This is a genomic window from Vibrio fluminensis (genome assembly GCF_015278125.1).
Classification (GTDB): domain Bacteria; phylum Pseudomonadota; class Gammaproteobacteria; order Enterobacterales; family Vibrionaceae; genus Vibrio; species Vibrio fluminensis.
This window is the reverse complement of the sequence record NZ_JADILO010000015.1, coordinates 53519-76063: the sequence shown is the minus strand read 5'-3', so window position 1 is coordinate 76063 and position 22545 is coordinate 53519. Positions and strand designations below refer to the sequence as shown.

Genomic DNA, 22545 nt, shown 5'->3' with positions numbered 1-22545 from the left:
ATTTAAGCCAGCAGCGCCATTACTTCCTCAATCGACTTCTCAACTAATTTTTCTAGCTCTGTTTTTGTCGCTAAGTATGTTTGATTCGGCTCACTCGACGCTTCTATCGATTGGCATAATTGGAATAATGCCAACAGCCCCATACTCCCCGCAGAACCTTTTAGTTTATGAACCAATTGTTTCACATCATTGTCTGAACCTTGACTGCTCGCTTGCTCAAGCAGTGACAATATCTCATTGCTGCCTTGTACAAATAGACCCGCTATCTGCAACATCTTCTCTTTGCCAAGCACTTGCATATCATCTTCGATCACATTTTTATTGATAATCGCTTCTGCTTTGATCATATTCTCTACCATTGATGCCTGCGGTTTCATACCTTGTTCTAGCAACAGACTTTTACCATCAAGACGATTCTGGATTAACGCGCAAAGTGCATCTTTATCCAATGGCTTAGCTAGATAGCCATCAAAACCTGCCGATAGGTAACTCTCAACCTCTTCACTAAACACGTGAGCAGATACAGCAATAAACGGCGCTTTCTCATCATCGCTCAACTCGAAACTATCTTGAATGACACGCAGCTCCTCCAGCAAATCCCGTCCATCACAGTCAGGTAAGTTAATGTCTAGCAGTGCGATATCAAACCTTTGTTCAGAAAAAATCGTTCGCGCAGTTGCACCATCTTCCGCTATCACGACATGGTGGCCTAAACTAGTCAAGAAACCTTCTGCTACAACGCAGTTAACAGGATTGTCCTCAACCAATAGTACCTTAGCTTGGACAGAGTTGTGTGCAACTTGCTCTTTCTTAACCACCTCATTACCGAGCTTGAGAGGCAAGGTAAACCAGAATCGACTGCCATGTCCAACATCAGACTCAACGCCTAAAGAGCCCCCCATCGCTTCAACAATACGCTTACTAATGGCCAAACCTAGTCCAGTGCCTCCTTTACTGCTTAGACCGCCTTCAGCTTGCGTAAATGCATCAAACAAGGTTTCCATTTCTTTCTCTGAAATACCGATACCTGAATCGGATACTTCAAAGGTAACGTAATACTCATCCTCGAGAGAGACATAAATATCAACATAGCCAGATTCCGTAAATTTAATCGCGTTGCCAACCAAATTAGTCAGAACTTGGCTGATACGAGTCACGTCACCTAACCAGAAAGGTGACACATCACTCTCGATTAAACAGCTTAACTCAAGATGTTTCTCTTGCGCTCGCCCTTGCATCAGTTGGTTAACGTCATCGACCATGTAGTGTAAATTGAAGTCAACAGGGCGAATTTCCAGATGCCCTGCTTCAATCTTCGAATAATCTAGGACATCATTTAGAATCGCCAACAGTGTTTTACCACTGCGATTAATAATATCGACATAATAGGCCTGTTGAGAGTTGAGACCGGCGTCTTTTAAGAGTCGTGCTGTGCCTAATACACCATTCATTGGGGTGCGAATTTCATGGCTCATGGTCGCCAAGAATGCTGACTTAGCTCGGCTGGCTTGTTCCGCTTGTTGACGAGCTTTAGCGTGGTTAAGCACCTCATTGTTTAATCGTTTATTCGTATCTTGCAACTGAACGGTTCGATCTGTCACCAGTTCTTCTAATCGCTCTTTATGCTCCTCCAACTGACGCTTCGCTTCAATCTCACTTTCAGCCACCACTTTTAATGCCTGCGCAGTATTTCGAGCGGTAATAATCGCTTGTCCCATATGGGCAAGTTCGTCATTGCCTTTAACGGTAATATCGACTTTTAACTGACCTTGTGCAATTGACAGTAAGGCTGATGAGTACTCAGCCAAACGCTTAAGCACTGAAACATATACCACCTTCCAGACAATAAGCACCACAATCACCAGACCGAGCACGGTTAGAATCGTCAAAGTAAGCTGGGCGTAATTCAAGGTCGTTTTCAATTCCTCTACCGCTTTAGTCGTTGCGCGGTTTGAATCATCGACCAACTTGTTAATGGTAGTGTTTAAGGCACTTAATTGAGTTAATGTGTCTTGCATCAGATTTTGAGAGTTACGCTCGTTTTTATGACGCTGTAACACAACATCAAATACCACGTCTCTTTTCTCTAACTTAACCAATAAGTCTGACATTTGTACTGAGCGTGTCGGGTCTTCAACCGCTTGCACTCTTCGCTTCATAATGAGCAAATTATGGTCAAACTGCTTACGGATATCACTCAATCGCGAGGAATCAGTGATGGTACGGATTTCTTCAATTTGGTTGAGAAGCTGGAATGCTAATAGATGCAACTCGTGTAGACGTTCAGACAAGTCCAAATCAACCTCCACTAATCCGTCCAACGCTTGGTACGCTTTCTCAGTCTGATTGCTTGCTAGCAAGTCATAGATATGCGTTACATTGGCTACGGCTATTGTGCTGGTATTTGCAACCTGAGTACGAGTCAACTGTTCCAATTCAAGCGCTAGGTTACGCATATCGTGCGTACGTTGCGCGATATCTTTTTCTAGGAATAATTTTTTTTCTACCCCGATTCCCAGCTTACCCAAAGTATCAATGATCTTTTGCACGTCAGACTCGAGCGTTGCAAGCAGTAACGAATCAAAGGAATCGGATCCCAGCAGTTTAATATGGGTGAGTAGAGCACTCAGTTGATCGAACAGTACTTTTCCTGCTTGCTGTCTTTGATGCTCAGTTTTTGCGCTGGTTAATGTTTGTACCGAGGAAATAATACGAGAGCTTAACTCTGCAACTTGGCGCGCTTCAATCATCGACGGAATCGCGGAGTTCACGACATTTCTTTCTGTCTTTGCAACCGAAGAAAAGCCAAATACACCAATAAATGAAGACATAAGCACTAACAGCGCCATGGCGAGAAAAGCAAACAGTAGCTTGCGCCCAATACTGGCTTTAGCAAGTAACATTCAGATTGATCACTTCTTAACTCTGAGATAATGCGCTATATTCTGCAATGTTTAGATTATTTTATCCAACGAAAAGCGTCATGTTATTTCCTTCATCTTATACAATTAGCATTAAATTATGCTTCACTCTATTACTGAGCTTGTTGTTTTCAAGTTCTGCGCTAGCGAAGGAACCGTTACGCATTTGTGCTCTCTACCCACACCTTAAGGATTCATACTGGCTTTCTGTCAACTATGGCATGGTTGATGAAGCACGCAAACAGGGCGTGGAGTTACGAGTTCTTGAAGCGGGCGGTTATCCAAATCAAGATAAACAAAAAGATCAGTTGGATCTGTGTATTAAGTGGAACGCCGATGCGATCATCCTCGGCACAGTAGCACCTGACATGTTCTATTCATCACTCAATAAGGCCTCTGCTTCCATTCCCGTGTTTGCCACTGTCAATCAGTTGGATGTTAATAAAGAGAATGCTTCTATTCTAAAAGGCGTGGTTGGTGTCGATTGGTACTGGATGGGTTACTACACCGGCGAATATTTAAAACACAAGCACCCGAAAGGTTCAGGGATCACAAATATCGCTTTGCTACCAGGACCGCAATCTAGCGGCGGGACAAAACCCGTAATTCAAGGTTTATTGTCTGCTATTCGTGATAGCGATATACGTGTCGTCGATACCTATTGGGCAGACAATGATAAGGAGTTACAGCGTAACCTAGTCCAAAAATCATTTGAATCGCACGATATTGACTACATAGTCGGAAGCGCCGTCGCTATCGAGGCGGCTATTAGCGAGCTCCGTTCTGCTGGTAAAACCGGCGAGATAGGTTTGGTCTCCACTTATCTCAGCCATGGCGTATATCGTGGTTTACTACGAAACCGTGTTGAATTTGCCCCGACCGATAAGATGGTACTTCAAGGTCGTCTTTCGCTAAGGCAAGCGATCGCCTTCTTGAATGGGATGCCATATGAAAAAATTGAAGCCCCAATAATAGAAGCTTTGACACCACATAAACTCAGCCCTAAAGTGATCGCTGAGTCTCTGTCACCGTCAGAGTATCGCCCTACGTTTTACGTTCATAATTAGGATTATTAGATGCAAAAAACTACGCGCACCATGCCAGCCCATAAACACGTTGCCCTTGTCGCGCATGACAACTGCAAGCCTGAGCTATTGCGTTGGGTTACAGAAAATAAAGAAAAACTACAAAAGCACTTCCTATACGCAACAGGCACAACAGGTCACATGCTGAGCAAAGAGACCGGTTTGGCTATCAAATCTCTGATCAGTGGCCCAATGGGAGGCGATCAGCAGTTAGGTGCTCTTATTTCAGAAGGCCAAATTGATGTTCTGATTTTCTTCTGGGATCCACTCAACGCAGTGCCACACGATCCAGATGTAAAAGCTTTACTTAGAATTGCCAGTGTGTGGAATATTCCAGTGGCAACCAACCGTGCAACAGCCAAGTTCATATTCGAATCAGGACTGATCGAAAAAGAAGTAGATATCGAGATTCCTGATTATCAAGCGTACTTATCAGAGCGTACATAACGCCTTTGTACATAAGAAAAACCGAAGGGTAACCTTCGGTTTTTTTGACTCTGTTTATGCTTACTTACCCACGCTTTGTACTGGGTAATCCCCTTCCTGCAACTCTTTGACAAAACTAGAGCCACCGCCGTTGTACGCCACCCAAACCTTTTTCTTGGCACGAGTCAACGCAACGTAAAACAGACGACGCTCTTCCGCATACGGAAAATCGTCTTGCGAGCTAGTCAGTACACCATCCAAATGAAGTGTCTTAACACGTGAAGGAAACTGTCCTTCATCGACGTTCAGCACCACCACATAATCTGCTTCTCGTCCTTTACTCGCATGGCAAGTCATAAACCGGATATCAAGGTGTTTAAACTGTTTCTGCCAGTCATCAAACAATTCTGGCTTGTGGTAATGGTTGCGCCCTAATAACAAGACTTGAGCACGCCCCTTTGACTTACGATCGATCTGGTCAAGAACCTTCTCAACATTAGCCATCGGAATCAGCGAAACGGCCTTCGCTTTGTGCTCTTTATGGCTATTTAGCTGTTTGGTAAGTTGATTCGGATTTTGCTGAACAAACTGATTCGCCACTTGTCCTAGCTGGTTATTAAAGCGGTAAGTAGTATCAAGATAATGCAAGGTCGAATTAGGGAATCGATCACTGAATCCCGTGGTTAAATCCACATCTGAACCTGCAAATTGATAAATAGATTGCCAGTCATCGCCAACGGCGAACAAGACGCAGTTTTCATTACGATTATTCGCACAAAGCGCTTCGATCAAGGCCAAGCGTTGTGGTGAAATATCTTGATATTCATCAATCATGATGAATTTCCAAGGAGCGCTAAATTTTCCTTTAACGACATACTGATGAGCACGGCTTATCATAGTGTTAAAATCAATTTCACCTTGTTCTTTCAACATATCTTGCCAAGCTTGATAGCAAGGCCAAACCAAAGCGAGTTCACTATTGAGTCGGCTGTACTCTTCATGATCGACAATTTGCTCTTGCACTTCTTTTTTCGTGCACCCCATCGCCCCTAACTGCATCACTTGTTTTTCTAACCAAGCAATCAGTTTCGGGTTTTCAACATGGCTTCCGAGCTCATCATCACCAGCGATATAAGCGATCGGCCATTTAGCCAAATGTTTCTGCCAACGTTTGTAACTGGTTGGTGTCATCCAATGGCGTTTAAGCCAATCCGTACACCAAGCTTGACGTAAGTTGTCATCAAGCGCTATCTGCGACAACTTAACTTGCTCACCCTCAACCTGACGCAGGATAAACAGGCCAAGTTGGTGGAAAGTATTCACTCTCAGCTGTTCAGTTGAAGGGCCCACTTTTCCGAGTAAACGCTGCTTCATTTCATCTGCAGCATCACGGCCAAACGCTAACATTAGAATTTGCTCTGCCTTGGCCATATGACTTTGTAGTAAGTACGCAACGCGAGCAGTTAGCACGCTAGTTTTACCTGAACCTGCACCAGCCAACACTAGGTTGTTGTTATCGTTAAGCAACACGGCTTGTTTTTGGCTCAAATTTAATGGTGAAGATTCAATCTGAGAAAACAGCACTTCCCAGTTATCTAACTCATTAATGATCCAGTCGTTATTTCGCTGCTGCAACGTTTCTTGAGCGTGTTCAATCCAAGGTACAATTTTTGCCATTCGCTTAGGCAAACGATGGCTCGCCTCATAAAGAGTCATCGACATCTTTTCAAAGTCACTCGTCGCCATGCAAAGCCAAGATTCTAACTCTGAATGAGGAACAAAACGCTGCGCCTTTTCTAATCCATAAACGCGCTCTTCCCAACGTGGTAGATGCTCTACAAGTTGAGTGCATTGCTGCTGATGCCAATCTTGGTAGTTTTTAATCGCATAACGTGCAAATTGACGACATTGTTCCCAAGGTAAGCCTTGCACTAACCACGATTGTTGTTGACCCTCTTCTGGGTGCGCAAAAAACTGCAAAGCACCCCAAAATAGACCGCGCTTAATTTCGACATTTCCATTCCATATATTGAATGGCACTCTTTCTTCAGTCGTGTCTGAGCATAAGACGAGATAATCACTATCGATCGTGACATGGTGATATTCATTTTGAATAAAAAACTTTGCAGTCTTATTCGCTATTAGCTGCATTCGATAAAGCCTGTAGATTCCGTTGCTACCATCATACCGCATCAGCAATTTGATTTAAAAAATGTTTTGAAAATTCACTGTCAATCCTATTTATTGGATGACAAATTAAACACGCAAGCCAAAAAATAGACGACAATTCTTTAACCCCGTTATTTTGCAAGCATTTACTGAGCAAAATAACATCACTCAGTATAATATCTTTACCTAGGTCAGATGCTAAGCGTTGATTGTTTGATACTATACAAATTCGAATAAATGGATGTTGGATACCTTGTGCACTTTCTAAGTCAATTACGTAATTATTGGACCAATAAAACCTTCAATTACAGCTTGCTAATCTTGACGACCCTACTTGGCGTTGTTCTTCCTGCATGGTATTACCAACTTAATACACTCATTATACCGCTTATTCTCGGTGTGATTGCAGCTGCGCTGGCGGAGAGTGACGACAGTTTTACTGGGCGCATTAAATCCGTCACTTTGACATTAATCTGTTTTGCGTTCGCATCCCTGTCTATTGAACTGTTGTTCGATCACCCGCCTTTGTTCGCGATTGGTCTGTTTATATCGACGTTTGGCTTTATTATGCTGGGCTCAATTGGTCCACGCTACGCCAGCATCGCATTTGGTTCACTGTTAATTGCCATCTACACCATGCTTGGGGCCCACGAGAGCACCAACTTATGGTTTCAGCCATTGATGCTACTTACCGGCGCCATTTGGTACTTTTTTATGTCGATGCTGTGGCATATGTTTTGGCCAATGCAGCCTGTACAGCAAGGATTAGCCAATGTGTTCTTAGCGTTGGCGGATTACTTAGATGCAAAAAGTGAACTGTTCTATCCCGTTGTAGATCTCAACCCACAACCTTATCGCATCCGCGAAGCAAACCTTAATGCCGCAACAGTGTCAGCACTAAACCAGTGCAAACTGACACTGTTAAACCGCTCTAAACGGGGCCATGTTGATGGAGCGAGCGACCGTTTTTTAAGTATCTACTTTCTTGCACAAGATATTCACGAACGTTTGAGTTCAAGCCACTATCGCTATCAAGAACTCGCCGAGCATTTTGGCCGTTCTGATGTTTTGTTCCGCTTTAAGCACTTGCTCGAAGTACAAAGTAAAGCCTGCAGAGAAATCGCGAATGCTATCCGTTTAGGCAATAACTATCAGTACGACGACTCAATTTTAGCGCTCGATGAGTTACAGTCATCGATAGGCTTCTTGCAAGAGCAACAAAATCCGAAGTGGCGCCTATTGTTGGTACAACTCAATTATTTGTTTAATAACCTAGCCACTGTCGATAAGCAGTTAAGTAATATTAATAACCCGGATGCTAATCGCCTTGAAGAAGGGGTACTGGACGATACTGATGCCCATACTCCCAAGGTCATGTGGCAACGAATTAAAGCCAACCTCAACAAAGACTCAATGTTGTTTCGTCATGCAGTACGTATGTCGTTAGCTCTCACTATTGGTTACGGCATCATTCAGTTATTCGATATTGAACGGGGCTACTGGATCTTACTTACCACGCTATTTGTCTGTCAGCCTAACTACAGTGCAACCAGACAAAAACTCGTTGCACGTGTCGCCGGCACTTTGGCCGGCTTACTGATCGGTGCGCCGTTGCTCGCGATATTCCCATCTCAAGAAAGCCAACTGGTTTTCATTGTGCTATCTGGCGTTGCTTTCTTTGCTTTCAGAATTGCTAATTACGGTTATGCCACTGGCTTTATCACTTTATTGGTATTGTTCTGTTTTAATCAGTTGGGAGAAGGTTTTGCGGTTGTCCTTCCGCGTCTAGCAGATACCTTGGTCGGCTGTGGACTCGCGGTAGCGGCCGTCACATTTATTTTCCCTGATTGGCAGTCTAAGCGCCTGCACAAGGTCATGGCGGAAGCGGTTAAAGCCAACAAAGATTATCTCGCGCAGATCATTGGGCAATATCGTATTGGTAAAAACGACAGCCTCGCCTATCGAATTTCACGCCGCAACGCCCATAATCAAGATGCTAACTTATCGACAGCGGTGAGTTCAATGTTAGTTGAACCAGGCAAATACCGTGGCGCTGTTGACGAAAGCTTTCGCCTGCTTACGTTAAATCATGCGCTGCTTAGTTATGTGTCAGCAATGGGCGCCCATCGTCAACGGATTGAAAACGAAACCACGCACCAACTGGTTTTACAATCACATCGCGTCATTCATCGCCACCTCGACGTTCTATATACCCAACTTCATGATCAATGTATTGAGTGTGATACCTCAGATATTGATGACCCCGCGCTTGAGTCACGGCTAGCGGAGTGGCGTGAAGAAGATGACTCTTCAGCGAGATTCGTGTTGCAGCAGCTCTACCTAATTTATCGTATGTTGCCTGAACTGCATTCACTTGCGAGTAAATGTACCGCGCGTATTACATCCAACCAAAATGCAACCAAACCGGATTGATAACAAGAGAAGTTGGTTTCACTGACTTCTCGCTTTCCTCTGACACTACGCGGACATTTTCATCGCCAGTTTCTCTATTCTGGAATGGTCCGGAAATCGGAGGATTTATGAACCGCAACAGTACCACTGACTATACGACCAACTATCAGATCAACGTCGAGATGCAAACCGAAGGTAAACAGCCTTCTGTGTCGCGTTTAGACGTGTTAAAAGCGCAGCTTCATAAACTTTCACCGCATCAGCTTACAGAGTTACGTGGTGCAATTGATGCCAAGTTAGACTACCAGCCTACTGCGGTAATCAGTGATGAAGAAAGAGCTTTCCTTCGCTCCCTCTTTTGACAAACATCAGTTAGAATTCAAGTTAATTCTACAGTATTAGCTATACTATTGATAAATCGGACTATTGTTGATTGATTTATTGGTGAGTCTCCATATGGCTAAGACACTAAACTTCCCTCAAATTTCTATGCCTCTCGACGTCATCGTCGTGGGTGGCGGCATCAACGGCGCAGGTATCGCCTGTGAAGCGGCCAGCCGTGGATTAAAAGTGGGACTATACGAAGCCAAAGATTTTGCTGTCGCTACATCTTCCGCTAGTTCAAAACTTATCCATGGTGGAATACGATATTTGGAGCATTACGAGTTTCGACTTGTCCAAGAAGCTCTAGCCGAGCGCGAAATTCTACTCAAAAAAGCAGCGCATATTGTCAAACCAATGCGATTTCGTATTCCACATCAGCAAAACCTTCGCCCAAAATGGCTAATCATGGCCGGCTTATTTTTTTATGATCATCTTGCTCGAAGAAGTGTTTTACGTCCCAGTAAAGCAATCAACTTAAGCGACGATGATGGACTAACTTCGGCGCACTCTATTGCGTTTGAATATTCTGATTGCTGGGTTGATGATTCGAGACTGGTTATCGCTAACGTAAAACACGCTCATCAACACGGAGCAGAAGTGCGCAATTATTGCGAAGTAATCAGCGTCACACGCGAAGGAGAGTTTTGGCGGGTAAATCTATATGATCACCGTTTAAAAATGCAGGTGGTGCGGTTCTCTCGTGCATTAATCAATGCAACTGGTCCTTGGACCGCTAAGTTCCTCGAACAATGTTGCAACGAAACAAGCCCGTACCAAATGCAACTGATCCAAGGTTCTCATCTTATCGTGCCGAAGATCTACGAAGGAGAACAAGCTTATATCTTACAGAACGACGACAAACGTGTGGTGTTTGTCATCCCATACCTGAACCAATATAGTATGATTGGCACCACGGACATCCCTTTTAGCGGCGACCCCTATCATGCGGTTGCTTCTGAGGATGAAATTTCATATCTATTATCTATTTCAAACCAACATTTCAAAACCCAATTAACCAAGCAAGACATTATTGATAGTTTCAGTGGTGTAAGGCCGTTATTTGGTGATCCTAATATTCCAGCACAAAAACAAAGTCGCGACTATCATATTGCTGTCAATGATGATCAAGTGCTGCCTTTGATATCCATCTATGGCGGTAAACTAACCACTTATCGAAAATTATCACAAAAAACCGTCGATAAACTTAATCCTTACTTCAGCCACTTGTGCCAAACAAACAGCAAAAAAAGTGTTTTTAATGAAGCAGTTGGATTGCATCCTGTTGTTTTATTCCGCCAACTTACATCAAAGTACCCGAGTATCGCTAAAGCAACATTGGAACGGCTAATAGAACAATATGGCGTTGAAGTATGGCGTATTTTGAGCCGATTTGAGCATGGTCAATCCCCCATTATCGCGGACGTTTATCAATGTGAGATTGACCATTTAGTTAACCATGAATGGACGTTAACTGAGGAAGATCTACTTAAACGTCGCACTAAGCTCTGCTACCAATTAACTGCGGATGAGAAAAGCATTTTACGTCAACGACTGAATTCCGGAGCTTGATCCCAACTTTTAATATGACTGATATCAAACAATATTAAGCGATATAATTGTCTGTATAGTATACAAAAATGTTCACTACTCTCTCAATTTTATGGAAAAAGATAATCTAGATTCGCTGCTAAAACTACTGACGCCTAATATCCGGTTGTCGATTAGAATTGAGTTCGGTCCTGATGATTGTTTCACCTTTTCAACCGACTATATTGGCAGTAAAGGGCACAAGTTCTTGGTTGTTGACTACCCCAAAAAAGTACAGAGCAATTTAATTATGCGTCAACTTAAAAATGGCCAAGTCGTCATCAGAGCGATTACACAGTCAAAACTCGGTCATATTGTCGCGTTTAAATCAACCATTATTGATTCAACAACATCACCTACTGGGCTGATTTTCATCCGTATGCCTAGCCATTTTGCGACCAAACCAATTCGTGAGCATGAGCGCTATCCAATCGATATACCGGTTACTGTCACCGCCAATACAGTTTCATACCAAGGCATTTTGTCTGATATTTCTCTCAATGGCTGCGCAATATTTATTAAGGGAGAGGATAAACTGGGTAAGCAAACCGCTGTTCAACTAGAAAGTGAACTGTCTCCTCTCCTACCCGATAATTTGACCTCCACTATCGTAAGCGTTGAAAAACGCCGGTTCGGCCATTTATTTGGCGTGAAGTTTGACCAAACGCTTGAGTTTAACGAACAAATTCAGCGAGTTTTGTTAGAAAAAAGCTTCAATGCTACCCTTGTTTAGTCTGATAGTAGTGAGTGCGAAAATGCATGAAAGCGCGATTAAGATCAATTTCTTTTAATGGTTTGACAATAACATAGTCTGCACCTGCCTCAAGAAACGAAGTCTCCGTTCCTATCATTCCATCCGCCGTACACGCATAAATAGGGACTTGTAAGTTAAGTTGGTTTCTAATCAATCTAGTGGCTTCAATCCCCCCAATATTGGGCAATTGATTATCCATCAATATTAAATCAAACTGCGTGTTGTCGCTTAGATGCTCGAGCGCGCTGTGTCCATCTTGTACCCAAGTCACTTTCATCCCATATTTCTCACAAAAGGTCTTGGCAATAAAAGCGTTCGTCTGATTATCTTCAACCAAAAGTATCGCAAGACTTTGATCAAACATTGTTGATGGATCGATCATCGTAGTCTGACTCGAAATACCGTTCGTATCTATAACACCATCAATTGTCAGCTTGATAGTAAATCGAGTGCCAATTCCGACCTCACTATCGACTTCAATTGAACCATCAAATAGTTCGACTAAGCTGTAAACGATCGCCAGCCCAAGGCCACTACCACCATACTCGCGTGCTGTGCTACTGTCTGCTTGCACGAATGGTTCAAATATTTCTTGCAGTCGACTCTTCTCAATACCGATTCCCGTGTCTTTAACAGTAATCGTTAGCTCATAATTAAATCGCTTTGCTTCGAGCCCCAGATCGATAGAGATGCATCCATGATGAGTAAATTTTGTTGCGTTGCTAACAAGATTGAACAAAATTTGATTCAAGCGCACTTTGTCGCTAAAGACAATCTGATCATCACTAATATTACTAGTAACAACGAGTTCGACACCCTTTTCATTACACAGTGGGCGATAAATTTTTTCTACGGTTGTCACCAATTCTCGAAGGTGAAACTCTGCATGTTGAATATGGAACTTACCTTGCTCAATCTTTGAGAAGTCCAAAATATCATTCAGAACAGCAAGCAAATGCTCACCACTATTAATCAGTACGTCGACATGTTCTTTATCCCTACCGATAACAATGTGTTCTTTTAACAGTTGAGACATACCAATGATGCCATTCAGCGGTGTGCGTAATTCATGGCTCATTTTTGCCAAGAAGTCGGCCCGGACATTCGCCAATTGCTCTGCCTCTTCGCGAGCCTTTTGACTTTGTCGTTCGGCTTCAATGAAACTTGTGACATCTTGCCCCTGAGCTATGACATTTCGGGTACGATTATCTAATATAATTGGCGAAAAGTTCCATCGATAGGTATGAGCGCCGATGGCCATATTTACGCCTGTTAGAGAAACACCTTGAGCGCTCATCAATACCTGTGGCAATAACGACTCAAATAAGATTGGATATAGATCGTTCCCATTTTCTTCAGCTCGGAAGCAACGCTCTGCTGCCGGGTTCATTCGCAGCAGATTACCTTTTGTATCCCATAAGATGATTGGTGAAAGTGCAAAATTAAATAAGTCAGCAAACTGTTTTTCTTGCTCCCGTAGACGTTTAAATGAACGGTGGAAAGAGTTGCCAATTTTATTAAATTCGTGAATTGTTGATCCTGAAAACTTTTCTACTTGTTCCGCCTCAATGCTTTGCTCGGTGTAGTTCATCAAGTTTCTCAATTCGTTTGAAATCCGCTGACCTAACCAATAGCGGCTATACAGCGTAATGAGAATAATCAAAACTACAGCACCGCCAAGCCAGAGGTAGTGTCCTCGCATCAATAGCGCTACATGAGAATTATTTTGGATGGTATAAACAGAAAGGTATGTAGCGACACCATCGATAGTTAAGTCTACTTTTGAGACCATGAACTCGTCGTCGTTTAAAGTCGGTAGATATTCGTTGAACCACTTAACGTTATGGCCAAGATCTTTCACACTTGAAGCAATAATCTCACTACCAACGGCGAGCGCCAGCTCATCGACATTACTACCGTCTAGTAACGCTTTAACCAAAGAAAAATTGCTATTCAATACCACACCAACAAAGAAATCTCCGACGACTTCGCCATTGTCGAGCGCGATCATCGAAGTTCGTCTAATCATTAAGTATCGAGTCCCCATCGCTGATGGCGCCTGCGAAAGATACCAATGGTTTCCTGTCAAAAGGTGTTTCGTTATTTCATAGAGTTCAGAGTCATCAATCCCATAAAATTTGTGATTTTCATTATTCCAAAAGACCTGTCCATCTTTGGCGATAAAACGAAAGTCGGGCGAAATATCCGGATCTATTTGATCAATGCCGTCAAAAAACACATTGATGTTTTGATGGTTATTCTGACGCAACTCATTTATCAGGGTTTGACTACGGCTATAGCTATCTTGTTGGATCTGAATAGACTGAAGTCGAAAATTGAATATTTCCTGAACCAGACTCGAAGTTTGTTGTTTTGAACGGGCAACTTCCTGAGCGACAACTTGTCTGTTCACTTGGAAGTTCTGCAACAACACCAATAGCGTGAATACGCAAATCGTTAAAAATAACGATCGAGTCAGTATTGTTGCAAAGCGGTAATTCCTTCCGCGCTTAAACCAAAATTTCATTAATGATCTGAATACCTAAAAGCACGCTGTTTAAGGCGCTCAATCTCGTTCTCTTCATCTTGTGACGTAACGATTTCAAAATCCCCGGAATATACCGTCGGTACCGGTTTATTCTCGATGTCCCATTTGATGGCCTCTGCCATGGCTATCCCTGTGTCATCATTCATTCGCATCACTGTGACATCGATTTCGCCTCGAGCTATCGCATCAAGTTCTGCCGTTCCGCCTCCCCAACCATTTATCAAAATATCACTGCGATTCAATTCATTAAGTGCTTTTACAGCCCCTAAAGCGACATCCGTTGAACAAGCATAGATAAATTCAATATCTGGGTTATTTTTAATCGCGTTCAGCGCGGCGTGGTAACCAGACTCCTGCGTCGCTTTAGTGTAAAAAGAAGAGACGAGTTGATAGTCATCATGATGCGTCATGTCCTCTATAAACGTATCACCACGAGCGTCACTAATGTAACCTTCTGAAAAGTAAAGAACTGAGTATTTACTTCCTCCTGAAGTTTCCTGTTTGTAATACTCTTCTAATGCCTGAGTCCCTAAAACATGGTCAAAACCAACGTACATAAAAGGTTGTTGATCTGCCCATGCGCGCACCGGAGTAGTGATATTCTGCAAGATAAGTTTCGTATCAGTTGAACTCAATACGTGCTCTATAAATTTACGATGGCGTGTTGTATCTAAGGTAAAGACGAGATAATTGGTATTATTCTGAACGGCCTCAAGCAGAGACAAGCTTTGTTGACGTGAATCTAGGTTTGGTCGAGTAAACACCTGGTTGATCTCATAGACAACACCAAGCTCATCGAGGCGGGCTTCAAACGCTTTGATATTGCGAACCCAATAATCTGAGATTTGCTGCCCCGGATATACAACGGATATCGTTATCGGATGTATCTGTTTGATCTTAAGCGGTACCGGAGTATTCCTCACCGCTCTCACTAATCGATCGGTAAGTATTTTTTGCTCTGGATTCGCATCGAGGTATTCTTCATACTGCCAATAGCCATTGAGAGCCTGTGCGGCTTGAGAAAAAGCCGAATTTGAAAATAGAGCAGTTACAGTAAATAGCGAAGCCAACGCTGTTTTAAACATAATCTTTCTCAATAAATATTTTTTTTATAGTTTTGTCTATGCCTAAGCATCACCAAGATGCTTTAGTCTCTATTGGTATAAAGAGTAATATACTTTTAAGATAAACTGTATATCTGCGCATATAAATCATGCTTTATAACGTCTTTAAGCACGAGATTGCCTGTAATCAATGCTTCTTTGGTTGCTTTAGTTTGTTGTTTTAGTCGGTATTCGACTGCTGAAGCTAAGCTGCGGCTATCGTTGAGAGTGCAATGCCATTCGAGCGTAAGAGGACCTTTTCCTTTGAGAGCTTTGGCGCCTCGGCCAGAAGCGTGTTGGTTAAATCTTCTATTAACGTCGGTCGTAATGCCGCAATAGAGTGAATTGGAGCATGTACGAATAAAATACACACTCCAAGTTGTTTGACTAGATTCGCTCATTAAGCTGTTCAACTAATGCTCGTAGTTCTTGAACTTCTTCTTTAAGTGCAAGTAACTCTTCTTCGAGTTGTTCGACTTTGCTCGAGCTAGGCGTTGAACTCGCTGCTTCTGCTTGATAGCTGTCTAAATCCACTTCACCACTAAAAAGATGCTGATAACGCGACTCTCGTTTACCAGCCTCACGAGGAAGCTTTACCACTAATGTACCTGAACTATGAGAGCTCATTGTCTCTAATACGGCCTCGACCTCTTTTACATCGGTAAACTCAGCAAGACGATTAGTACGAGTACGCAGCTCTCCAGGGGTTTGAGCACCACGCAGCAGCAAGCAACATACGATTGCTTTCTCTTGCGCTGTTAGCTTTAAATCACCAAACTCAGTGTTGCAGAATCGATGTTGAAACTTACTCGCTCGACTATTGAAACTGCTCTCATCACTCACCAGTCTACGAGCAATCAAACTATCAACAGCTTCTTGTACTTCACTGTCAGAAAGGTTCATAACCGGCTCTCGGTTACTTTTCTGATTACAAGCCGAAGTCAAACTATTGAGTGTTAGCGGATAGTAATCAGGGGTCGTCACTTCTTTCTCGATCAAACAGCCGATCACGCGCGCTTCAATTGGAGTTAGCTCAATGTTCATAGGAGTTCCTTGTGTAATTTTTATGTTAATGCTCGGCTAAAATTGGAATGCGTTTCGTATTGCCATTTTCATCAACCATGACAATTTTAGCTCGATTCAGCTCAACTTCAGTAATTTCTTGCTGAGAACGTTCGAACTTATAAGCCTTTACCAATTTTCGGCATCTAGGTGATACCTTGGTTTCTTCTTGTTTGGGAATGACAATAGCTGAGTTGCGCATGACTAAGTCTTGAATTAACTAATGATTTAGCAAAATCATATAATGTTCTATTCGTCTGCTCAATCACTTACGAGACGATTTGAACAGAAAAGCGCCAAGTTGGCATAATGATTGATCTTAGTGCTGTTAACGCTAGCTTTGTTATGATTTAATCATTGTCAGTTTATGTTAAGACTAGGAAAGGAACCTATGAGTGGTGTATTTGAAATCGTATCTCAAGCTCGTCGCAAAAATAAGCTAAAGCGTGAGCTGCTAGATAACGAGAAGAAAGTTCGTGATAACCGCAAACGTGTGGATCTACTAGAGAACCTGATTGACTATATCAAGCCAGACATGACACACGATGAAATCGTAGGCATCATTAAAAACATGAAAGCTGACTACGAAGACCGTGTAGATGACCACATCATCAAAAGCGCTGAGATTTCTAAAGAGCGTCGTGACATCAGCCGTCGTATCCGTGAACTGACTGAAGAAGACAAGCAAGTTCAAAAAGGCGCTAAAAAATAATTAGCCCTTTAAGTAGATTTCCTAAGCTCACGCTTCAGTCGTGAGCTTTTTTATTTCACAACCCATCATCAAAATCATCACAATTTTAACCAAAACGTTTGCGTAATCGCTAACCTTCAACCTTCAAAAAATTGGGGGTTTAATCACAGAATTTACCCTGCTATATTTTTAAGTAGATAAACAAGACCTTTTGAGGCAAGGAAAATCCTCACGTATCTCAAGATGAGAAGATGGTCATCGGTCAACACCGATATAATTTAGAGGGTCACTTAATGGATATAAATATGGTTGAAATCTTGGGTTACGCAGCGTCAATTATGGTTGCGATCTCTTTAACAATGAAAGACATTGTTAAGCTACGAGTACTAAACTTTATCGGCTGTGCGCTATTTACTGCTTACGGCTTAATGATTGACTCATGGCCTGTGGTTTTGACTAATGGATTCATTGCCTGCGTAAACGTGTACTTCCTTGTTAAAATGCAGCAAGAAAAAAAAACCGCTAAATTAAGCTCAGCAGCCTAAATTTTAAACCCCAGCCACGCTGGGGTTTCGCTTTTGTGAGTTTAGAACCTATCAACAACTCATAACTTTAAGAAAAATAAGATTTTAACCATTTTCTATTGCTATCCTCACGTTACCATTTTGCCAACCATTCTTTTCAATTGAGGTGCAATAAATGAAGCGTTTTTTCCCCTCCACCATTATGCTCACGCCTTTTTTAGTCAAGCCCTACCCTCATCAAGAAGAATATTGCTCCGAGGAAAACGAAGAAACGTCTGAAACTAGCCACTCGGATCTCGCTAACGACAACTCAAATTTCGATCCTGACAGTACCACTGGCTAAGCTTTGGTGTTTAACTGATATTGGTTTCAAATTAACACTATCAATTCAGCAAACAATGCTTGGAGGATAATCAATGAAAAAGGTTGCAGTAATTTTAAGTGGTTGCGGTGTATTCGATGGCGCTGAAATACACGAATCCGTACTTTGTTTACTGGCTATTGAACAAAACGGTGCAGCTTGGCATTGCTTTGCGCCCAACATAAACCAACATCATGTCCTTAACCACATCACAGGTGAAGAAATGCCTGAAACCCGTAATGTGCTGGTTGAGTCCTCGCGTATTGCGCGCGGTAACATTAATGATGTCACTGAACTAAACCCCGCTGAGTACGATGCACTGCTTCTTCCAGGTGGATTTGGGGTCGCGAAAAACCTCTCTGAATTCGCATTTAAAGGCGCAGATGCCACGATAAACCCCGCCGTCGCTCAAGCTTGTAAACAGTTCGCTGAATTAGGTAAACCCGCCGGATACGTATGCATCGCTCCTGCCCTGATCCCGATGATTTACACTAGCGGCGTACAAGGCACCATTGGTAATGACGTTGATACTGCGTCAGCCTTTACTATGGCAGGTGGTGAGCATATCGCTTGTAATGTTGATGAAGTAGTTTTCGATGAAAAACATAACGTACTATCTACGCCAGCATACATGCTTGCTCAATCCGTGAGTGAAGCAGCCAGTGGAATTAATAAATTAGTCAAACAGCTGATTACCATCGCTTAATCAACAACAACGCACTTGTTTGCGGAGAAAATCAGCTCCTTTGATAACCGATTTAGTCAAGGCGCTGCAATTGATACTAAGTTACAACGCATTAAGTGACATTGTCACTCATTATCCATATCTGCCCAAACCTGCGCACACCTTACTGCACGCTTCCAACCTTTATAGCGTTGTGTTTGCTTATCTATATTGCTACTTGGTATAAAGCAATCATCTGCTATTGTTTTGCTCTGAATGGCCTCAAGACTTGGCCAAAAGCCAATCCCCAACCCTGCTAGATACGCCGCTCCCATAGCCGTGGTTTCTCTTGCTTGAGGTCGATGAACTTCCGTCTGAAGCACATCTGCTTGAAACTGCATTAAAAAGTTGTTTGCTACAGCACCGCCATCAACCTTCAAACCTGCTAATGAAACCTGCGCATCTGCCAGCATTGCGTCGAGTACGTCTTTGGATTGATAAGCGATACTCTCTAAGGTTGCACGTACAATATGTTTGGCGTTCACACCACGAGTTAATCCTACAATCGTGCCTCTCGCATGTGCATCCCAGTAGGGAGCACCCAGCCCAGTGAATGCAGGCACAACATAAACACCATTCGATGACTCGACTTGGGTTGCCAACTGCTCTGACTGCTGCGCATCACTGATCAGTTCAAGTTCATCACGTAGCCATTGAATGGATGCGCCGCCCATAAACACTGAACCTTCTAGCGCGTAAACGGGTTCTCCGAGATGATTACAGGCCAGCGTTGTTAACAAACCATGAGTAGATTCAACTTTGTTTTCACCAGTATTCATAAGTAAGAAGCAACCTGTACCATAGGTGTTTTTGGCTTGACCTTTACGAATACATTTCTGTCCAAACAGTGCTGCTTGTTGATCGCCGGCAACGCCAGTAATCGGTACAACTGCGCCACCTATATGTGCATTGCCGTACAGAGTCGAAGATAGTTTTACTTTAGGCATCATCGACTTTGGAATATCGAATAAATCGAGTAACTCGTCATCCCATTGCTTGGTGTTGATATTGAATAGCATAGTGCGAGACGCATTGGTGTAGTCCGTGGCATGGACTGTCCCTTTGGTCATCTTCCACATTAACCAGGTATCGATCGTGCCGAACAACAAATCACCTTTTTCCGCTTGCTGACGGGCATTTGGCACGTTATCCAAAATCCATTGGATCTTTGAAGCTGAAAAGTAAGGGTCGAGCACTAAACCAGTTTTTTCTCTAATAACTGGCTCATGCCCTTCAGCAGTCAGACGATCACACACTTCAGTGGTGCGCCGACACTGCCAAACGATCGCATTGTAAATAGGCTTACCTGTGTGTTTATTCCAAACGACCGTCGTTTCTCGCTGATTGGTGATACCAATAGCAGCGATCTGCTCACTGCTGATTTCCGCTTTGGCTATAGCCTCTGACAAAGTGGCACTTTGTGTCGCATAGATTTCCAAAGGGTCATGCTCGACCCAACCCGCTTTAGGGTAGATTTGGGGGAATTCCCTTTGGGACGAGCTGATAATAGTCGCGCTCTGGTCGAATACAATCGCGCGTGAACTCGTGGTGCCTTGGTCAAGGGCTACGATGTACGTCTTCTGTTCCAACGACATGTTCCTATTTGTTTCTGAATAATTGTTTACAACCTTATGTTGTTCACCAAACTCAATGAAGTGAATGTGGCTGGCATTGCAGGTTGTCACTGTTTTAATAAGTATAAACATATAAAAAAACGAGAATAGTGATTCTGTCACTATTCTCGTTCTACATCGAATGACTGGTTATTTCTAAAGCTAATAATCGGTTGAAAGAATAAAACGCAATTCCGCTCTACGATTACATGCTTTACCACTTGAGGTTGAGTTGCTACATGCTGGCGCTGTTTCGCCGTAACCACGAGTAAAGATCATTTGTTTATCGACATTATTGCGGACTAACTGTTGTTTTACTGCTTCAGCACGTTTCACTGATAGGGAATCGTTAAATTGCATTGCACCTGTGTTATCCGCATGCCCATCAATGACGATATCAATACCAGGTTGAGAGGCGATGTAACGTCCAATCGTCGATAGCCAATATGCTGATTGGCTCGATACTTTTGAAGAACCTGTATGAAATTTAATAGTATCGTTTAGACGGATCATCTTGTAACCACCCGGCAGCACTTCATAGTCTAAATTGTGCTTGGCTAAAAAGCTCTCAAGTGAATGTTGTTGATAGACTTTTTTCTTGCCATAGGGTCCTTGTACGTCTGAGCGCGGAAATACCGTTGGGTCTCCCCACTCTGGGTGCATTAACTCCGAATCACTCTGGGGAGCAACTGTGAGCATATTGCCCGTGAGCACATCCGTTGGTAATGTGCCACACCCACTTAACGCTAGTACTGCTGTACTTAAACCTATAGCTAAAAACCTCATCGCCTCACCATTCATTCATTCGATTACTTAATTTATATCGTTCACTTGGCGTAAATCTTTAGCTCTACGACTCGAATTTGGTTCAAATGCTCAAATTTTTACCAATATCTACAGAAGTTGTTAAAATTTACTAATCGATTGGAGATAACCATTTGTTTCAAGCACTGATAACGGTAAACTCTGCTTCACTTTTGACTCGCTAACACGCGTTCCCAAAGAGATAAATATATGAAAAAAATGATCGCTCTATTTCTTGTCGCTATTTCTACGCTTATGGTGGGTTGCTCTGAAAGCTCTACACCTGTAGAAGGTAAGCAATACAGAACTTTGTCAAACAACCTTTCAACCTACCGTCTACCACAAGTAACGGAAGTGTTCTCACTTAACTGTGGTCACTGTAAACAAATGGAATCTCAACTTCCTAAACTTGAAAAGCTTATCGACCAAAGTGTGGGCAAGGTTCATGTAACTTTCAACGAAAGCGCACAAATTGGCGCGATGATCTACTACAGCGCAGAGATGCAACTGGGTAAAAAGCCAGATCATGAGATGATGCTTGACCTATTTAATGCTGCACAAATGGGTGATGGCGCAACATTGGCTGAGAAAAAAGGCCAAATTGATAACGCGTTTAAAAGCCGTGGCTTAGTTTCTCCATACGACATTACTGAAGAACAGCAAAACCAACTGTTCCAAGCGATGCAAATTGCCGATGAGATCATCACAAAAGGTGAAATTAACGGTGTACCAACGTTTATCGTCAATGGTAAATATGAAGTTATTACCGCTGGTCACCAGACAATTGAAGAAATCGCGAACACGATTAACTACCTAATCAAAAAGTAACTTATTGGAAAGGATTCATGACTAAAATTATTATCCCTATTGTTGTCGTCATTTTAGCTGGCTTTATGATTTACCGCACTTGGACCAATCATAAAACAGCGGATGTTAACTTTCAGCAAGGCCAAGCATTCTTGGCTGAGAATGGCCAAAAAGAAGGCGTGGTAACGACTGAAAGCGGCTTGCAATATTTAGTTTTAGAAAAAGGTGAAGGTACTGTTCACCCAACTAAGAGCAACAAAGTTAAAGTTCATTACCACGGCACGTTGATCGATGGTACTGTTTTCGACAGCTCTGTTGACCGCGGTGAACCAATTACTTTTGGTCTTGGCCAAGTAATTGCGGGCTGGCAAGAAGGTCTTACTTACATGACTGTCGGAGACAAATTCCGTCTGTTTATCCCAAGTACTCTTGCTTACGGTAAAAGTGGTACAGGCCCTATCCCACCTGCTGCAACACTAGTTTTTGATGTTGAATTGCTCGACATCCAATAATCATAGTGATTAAAAAAACCGCTCATCGAGCGGTTTTTTATTATTCGTAAATAGTGGC

At 42.7% G+C, this 22545-nt stretch carries 21 protein-coding genes; 12 read left to right on the top strand and 9 right to left on the bottom strand.

Features of this window, described 5'->3' with window-relative positions:
• Positions 1-2: 2 nt before the first annotated feature.
• Complete coding sequence (gene torS / locus IRQ95_RS12155) at positions 3-2903, bottom strand: TMAO reductase system sensor histidine kinase/response regulator TorS (RefSeq protein WP_194437183.1); 2901 nt, start codon at positions 2901-2903, stop codon at positions 3-5.
• Between the two features lie 80 nt (positions 2904-2983).
• Here torS and torT point away from each other — a divergent pair, with 80 nt between their 5' ends.
• Positions 2984-3988, top strand: coding sequence for a TMAO reductase system periplasmic protein TorT (torT, locus tag IRQ95_RS12150; protein WP_228481388.1), 1005 nt, complete (start codon positions 2984-2986; stop codon positions 3986-3988).
• Between the two features lie 9 nt (positions 3989-3997).
• Complete coding sequence (locus IRQ95_RS12145; RefSeq protein ID WP_194437181.1) at positions 3998-4453, top strand: methylglyoxal synthase; 456 nt, start codon at positions 3998-4000, stop codon at positions 4451-4453.
• A 60-nt stretch (positions 4454-4513) separates the two neighbouring features.
• Here the strand turns inward: IRQ95_RS12145 and helD are convergent, their stop codons facing one another.
• Complete coding sequence (gene helD, locus IRQ95_RS12140; RefSeq protein WP_194437180.1) at positions 4514-6583, bottom strand: DNA helicase IV; 2070 nt, start codon at positions 6581-6583, stop codon at positions 4514-4516.
• Between the two features lie 273 nt (positions 6584-6856).
• On the opposite strand from helD, the gene yccS reads away from it, so the two are divergent.
• From yccS to IRQ95_RS12120, 4 genes are all read left to right on the top strand, one after another.
• Positions 6857-9034, top strand: coding sequence for a YccS family putative transporter (gene yccS, locus IRQ95_RS12135; protein WP_194437179.1), 2178 nt, complete (start codon positions 6857-6859; stop codon positions 9032-9034).
• Between the two features lie 107 nt (positions 9035-9141).
• Complete coding sequence (locus tag IRQ95_RS12130; protein ID WP_194437178.1) at positions 9142-9375, top strand: hypothetical protein; 234 nt, start codon at positions 9142-9144, stop codon at positions 9373-9375.
• A 94-nt stretch (positions 9376-9469) separates the two neighbouring features.
• Positions 9470-10966, top strand: a complete 1497-nt coding sequence (gene glpD, locus IRQ95_RS12125; protein ID WP_194437177.1) for a glycerol-3-phosphate dehydrogenase — start codon at positions 9470-9472, stop codon at positions 10964-10966.
• Between the two features lie 91 nt (positions 10967-11057).
• Positions 11058-11717, top strand: a complete 660-nt coding sequence (locus IRQ95_RS12120) for a PilZ domain-containing protein (protein WP_194437176.1) — start codon at positions 11058-11060, stop codon at positions 11715-11717.
• On the opposite strand, the gene luxQ is transcribed toward IRQ95_RS12120, so the two are convergent.
• From luxQ to IRQ95_RS12095, 5 genes are all read right to left on the bottom strand, one after another.
• The gene (luxQ, locus tag IRQ95_RS12115) at positions 11704-14265 is read right to left on the bottom strand and encodes a quorum-sensing autoinducer 2 sensor kinase/phosphatase LuxQ (RefSeq protein ID WP_194437175.1); all 2562 of its coding nucleotides are present in this window, start codon (positions 14263-14265) and stop codon (positions 11704-11706) included. The genes IRQ95_RS12120 and luxQ overlap by 14 nt on opposite strands.
• On the bottom strand, positions 14265-15371 hold the full coding sequence (locus IRQ95_RS12110; protein WP_194437174.1) for an autoinducer 2-binding periplasmic protein LuxP: 1107 nt from the start codon (positions 15369-15371) through the stop codon (positions 14265-14267). Before IRQ95_RS12110 ends, luxQ begins: the two co-directional genes overlap by 1 nt.
• A 95-nt stretch (positions 15372-15466) precedes the next feature.
• Positions 15467-15790 carry a GIY-YIG nuclease family protein gene (locus IRQ95_RS12105; protein ID WP_194437173.1) on the bottom strand — a complete coding sequence of 108 codons (324 nt, stop codon included), beginning with the start codon at positions 15788-15790 and terminating at the stop codon, positions 15467-15469.
• Positions 15777-16433 (bottom strand): YceH family protein, encoded by a 657-nt coding sequence (locus IRQ95_RS12100; protein ID WP_194437172.1) that lies wholly within the window; start codon positions 16431-16433, stop codon positions 15777-15779. Before IRQ95_RS12100 ends, IRQ95_RS12105 begins: the two co-directional genes overlap by 14 nt.
• 25 nt (positions 16434-16458) lie before the next feature.
• Positions 16459-16653 (bottom strand): hypothetical protein, encoded by a 195-nt coding sequence (locus tag IRQ95_RS12095; protein WP_194437171.1) that lies wholly within the window; start codon positions 16651-16653, stop codon positions 16459-16461.
• Between the two features lie 189 nt (positions 16654-16842).
• On the opposite strand from IRQ95_RS12095, the gene IRQ95_RS12090 reads away from it, so the two are divergent.
• The 4 genes from IRQ95_RS12090 (at position 16843) to elbB (ending at position 18733) form a co-directional block, all read left to right on the top strand.
• On the top strand, positions 16843-17163 hold the full coding sequence (locus tag IRQ95_RS12090) for a DUF496 family protein (RefSeq protein WP_075652574.1): 321 nt from the start codon (positions 16843-16845) through the stop codon (positions 17161-17163).
• A gap of 272 nt (positions 17164-17435) precedes the next feature.
• Positions 17436-17687 carry a YgjV family protein gene (locus IRQ95_RS12085; RefSeq protein ID WP_194437170.1) on the top strand — a complete coding sequence of 84 codons (252 nt, stop codon included), beginning with the start codon at positions 17436-17438 and terminating at the stop codon, positions 17685-17687.
• Between the two features lie 154 nt (positions 17688-17841).
• Positions 17842-18009, top strand: coding sequence for a hypothetical protein (locus IRQ95_RS12080; protein WP_194437169.1), 168 nt, complete (start codon positions 17842-17844; stop codon positions 18007-18009).
• A 73-nt stretch (positions 18010-18082) separates the two neighbouring features.
• Complete coding sequence (gene elbB, locus IRQ95_RS12075) at positions 18083-18733, top strand: isoprenoid biosynthesis glyoxalase ElbB (protein ID WP_194437168.1); 651 nt, start codon at positions 18083-18085, stop codon at positions 18731-18733.
• A 104-nt stretch (positions 18734-18837) separates the two neighbouring features.
• Here the strand turns inward: elbB and glpK are convergent, their stop codons facing one another.
• Both glpK and IRQ95_RS12065 read right to left on the bottom strand, forming a co-directional pair.
• Positions 18838-20340 (bottom strand): glycerol kinase GlpK, encoded by a 1503-nt coding sequence (glpK, locus tag IRQ95_RS12070; RefSeq protein ID WP_194437167.1) that lies wholly within the window; start codon positions 20338-20340, stop codon positions 18838-18840.
• 186 nt (positions 20341-20526) lie between these two features.
• Positions 20527-21150: an OmpA family protein gene (locus IRQ95_RS12065; protein WP_194437166.1), complete on the bottom strand. Its 624-nt coding sequence runs from the start codon at positions 21148-21150 to the stop codon at positions 20527-20529.
• Positions 21151-21378: 228 nt separating this feature from the next.
• Between IRQ95_RS12065 and IRQ95_RS12060 the strand changes: the two genes are divergently transcribed.
• A complete protein-coding gene (locus IRQ95_RS12060; RefSeq protein WP_194437165.1) occupies positions 21379-21996 on the top strand; it encodes a thiol:disulfide interchange protein DsbA/DsbL in 618 nt (205 codons plus the stop codon).
• Positions 21997-22013: 17 nt separating this feature from the next.
• A complete protein-coding gene (gene bamJ, locus IRQ95_RS12055) occupies positions 22014-22487 on the top strand; it encodes a BamJ family beta-barrel-assembly machinery protein (RefSeq protein WP_194437164.1) in 474 nt (157 codons plus the stop codon).
• The last annotated feature ends 58 nt before the right edge of the window (positions 22488-22545 follow it).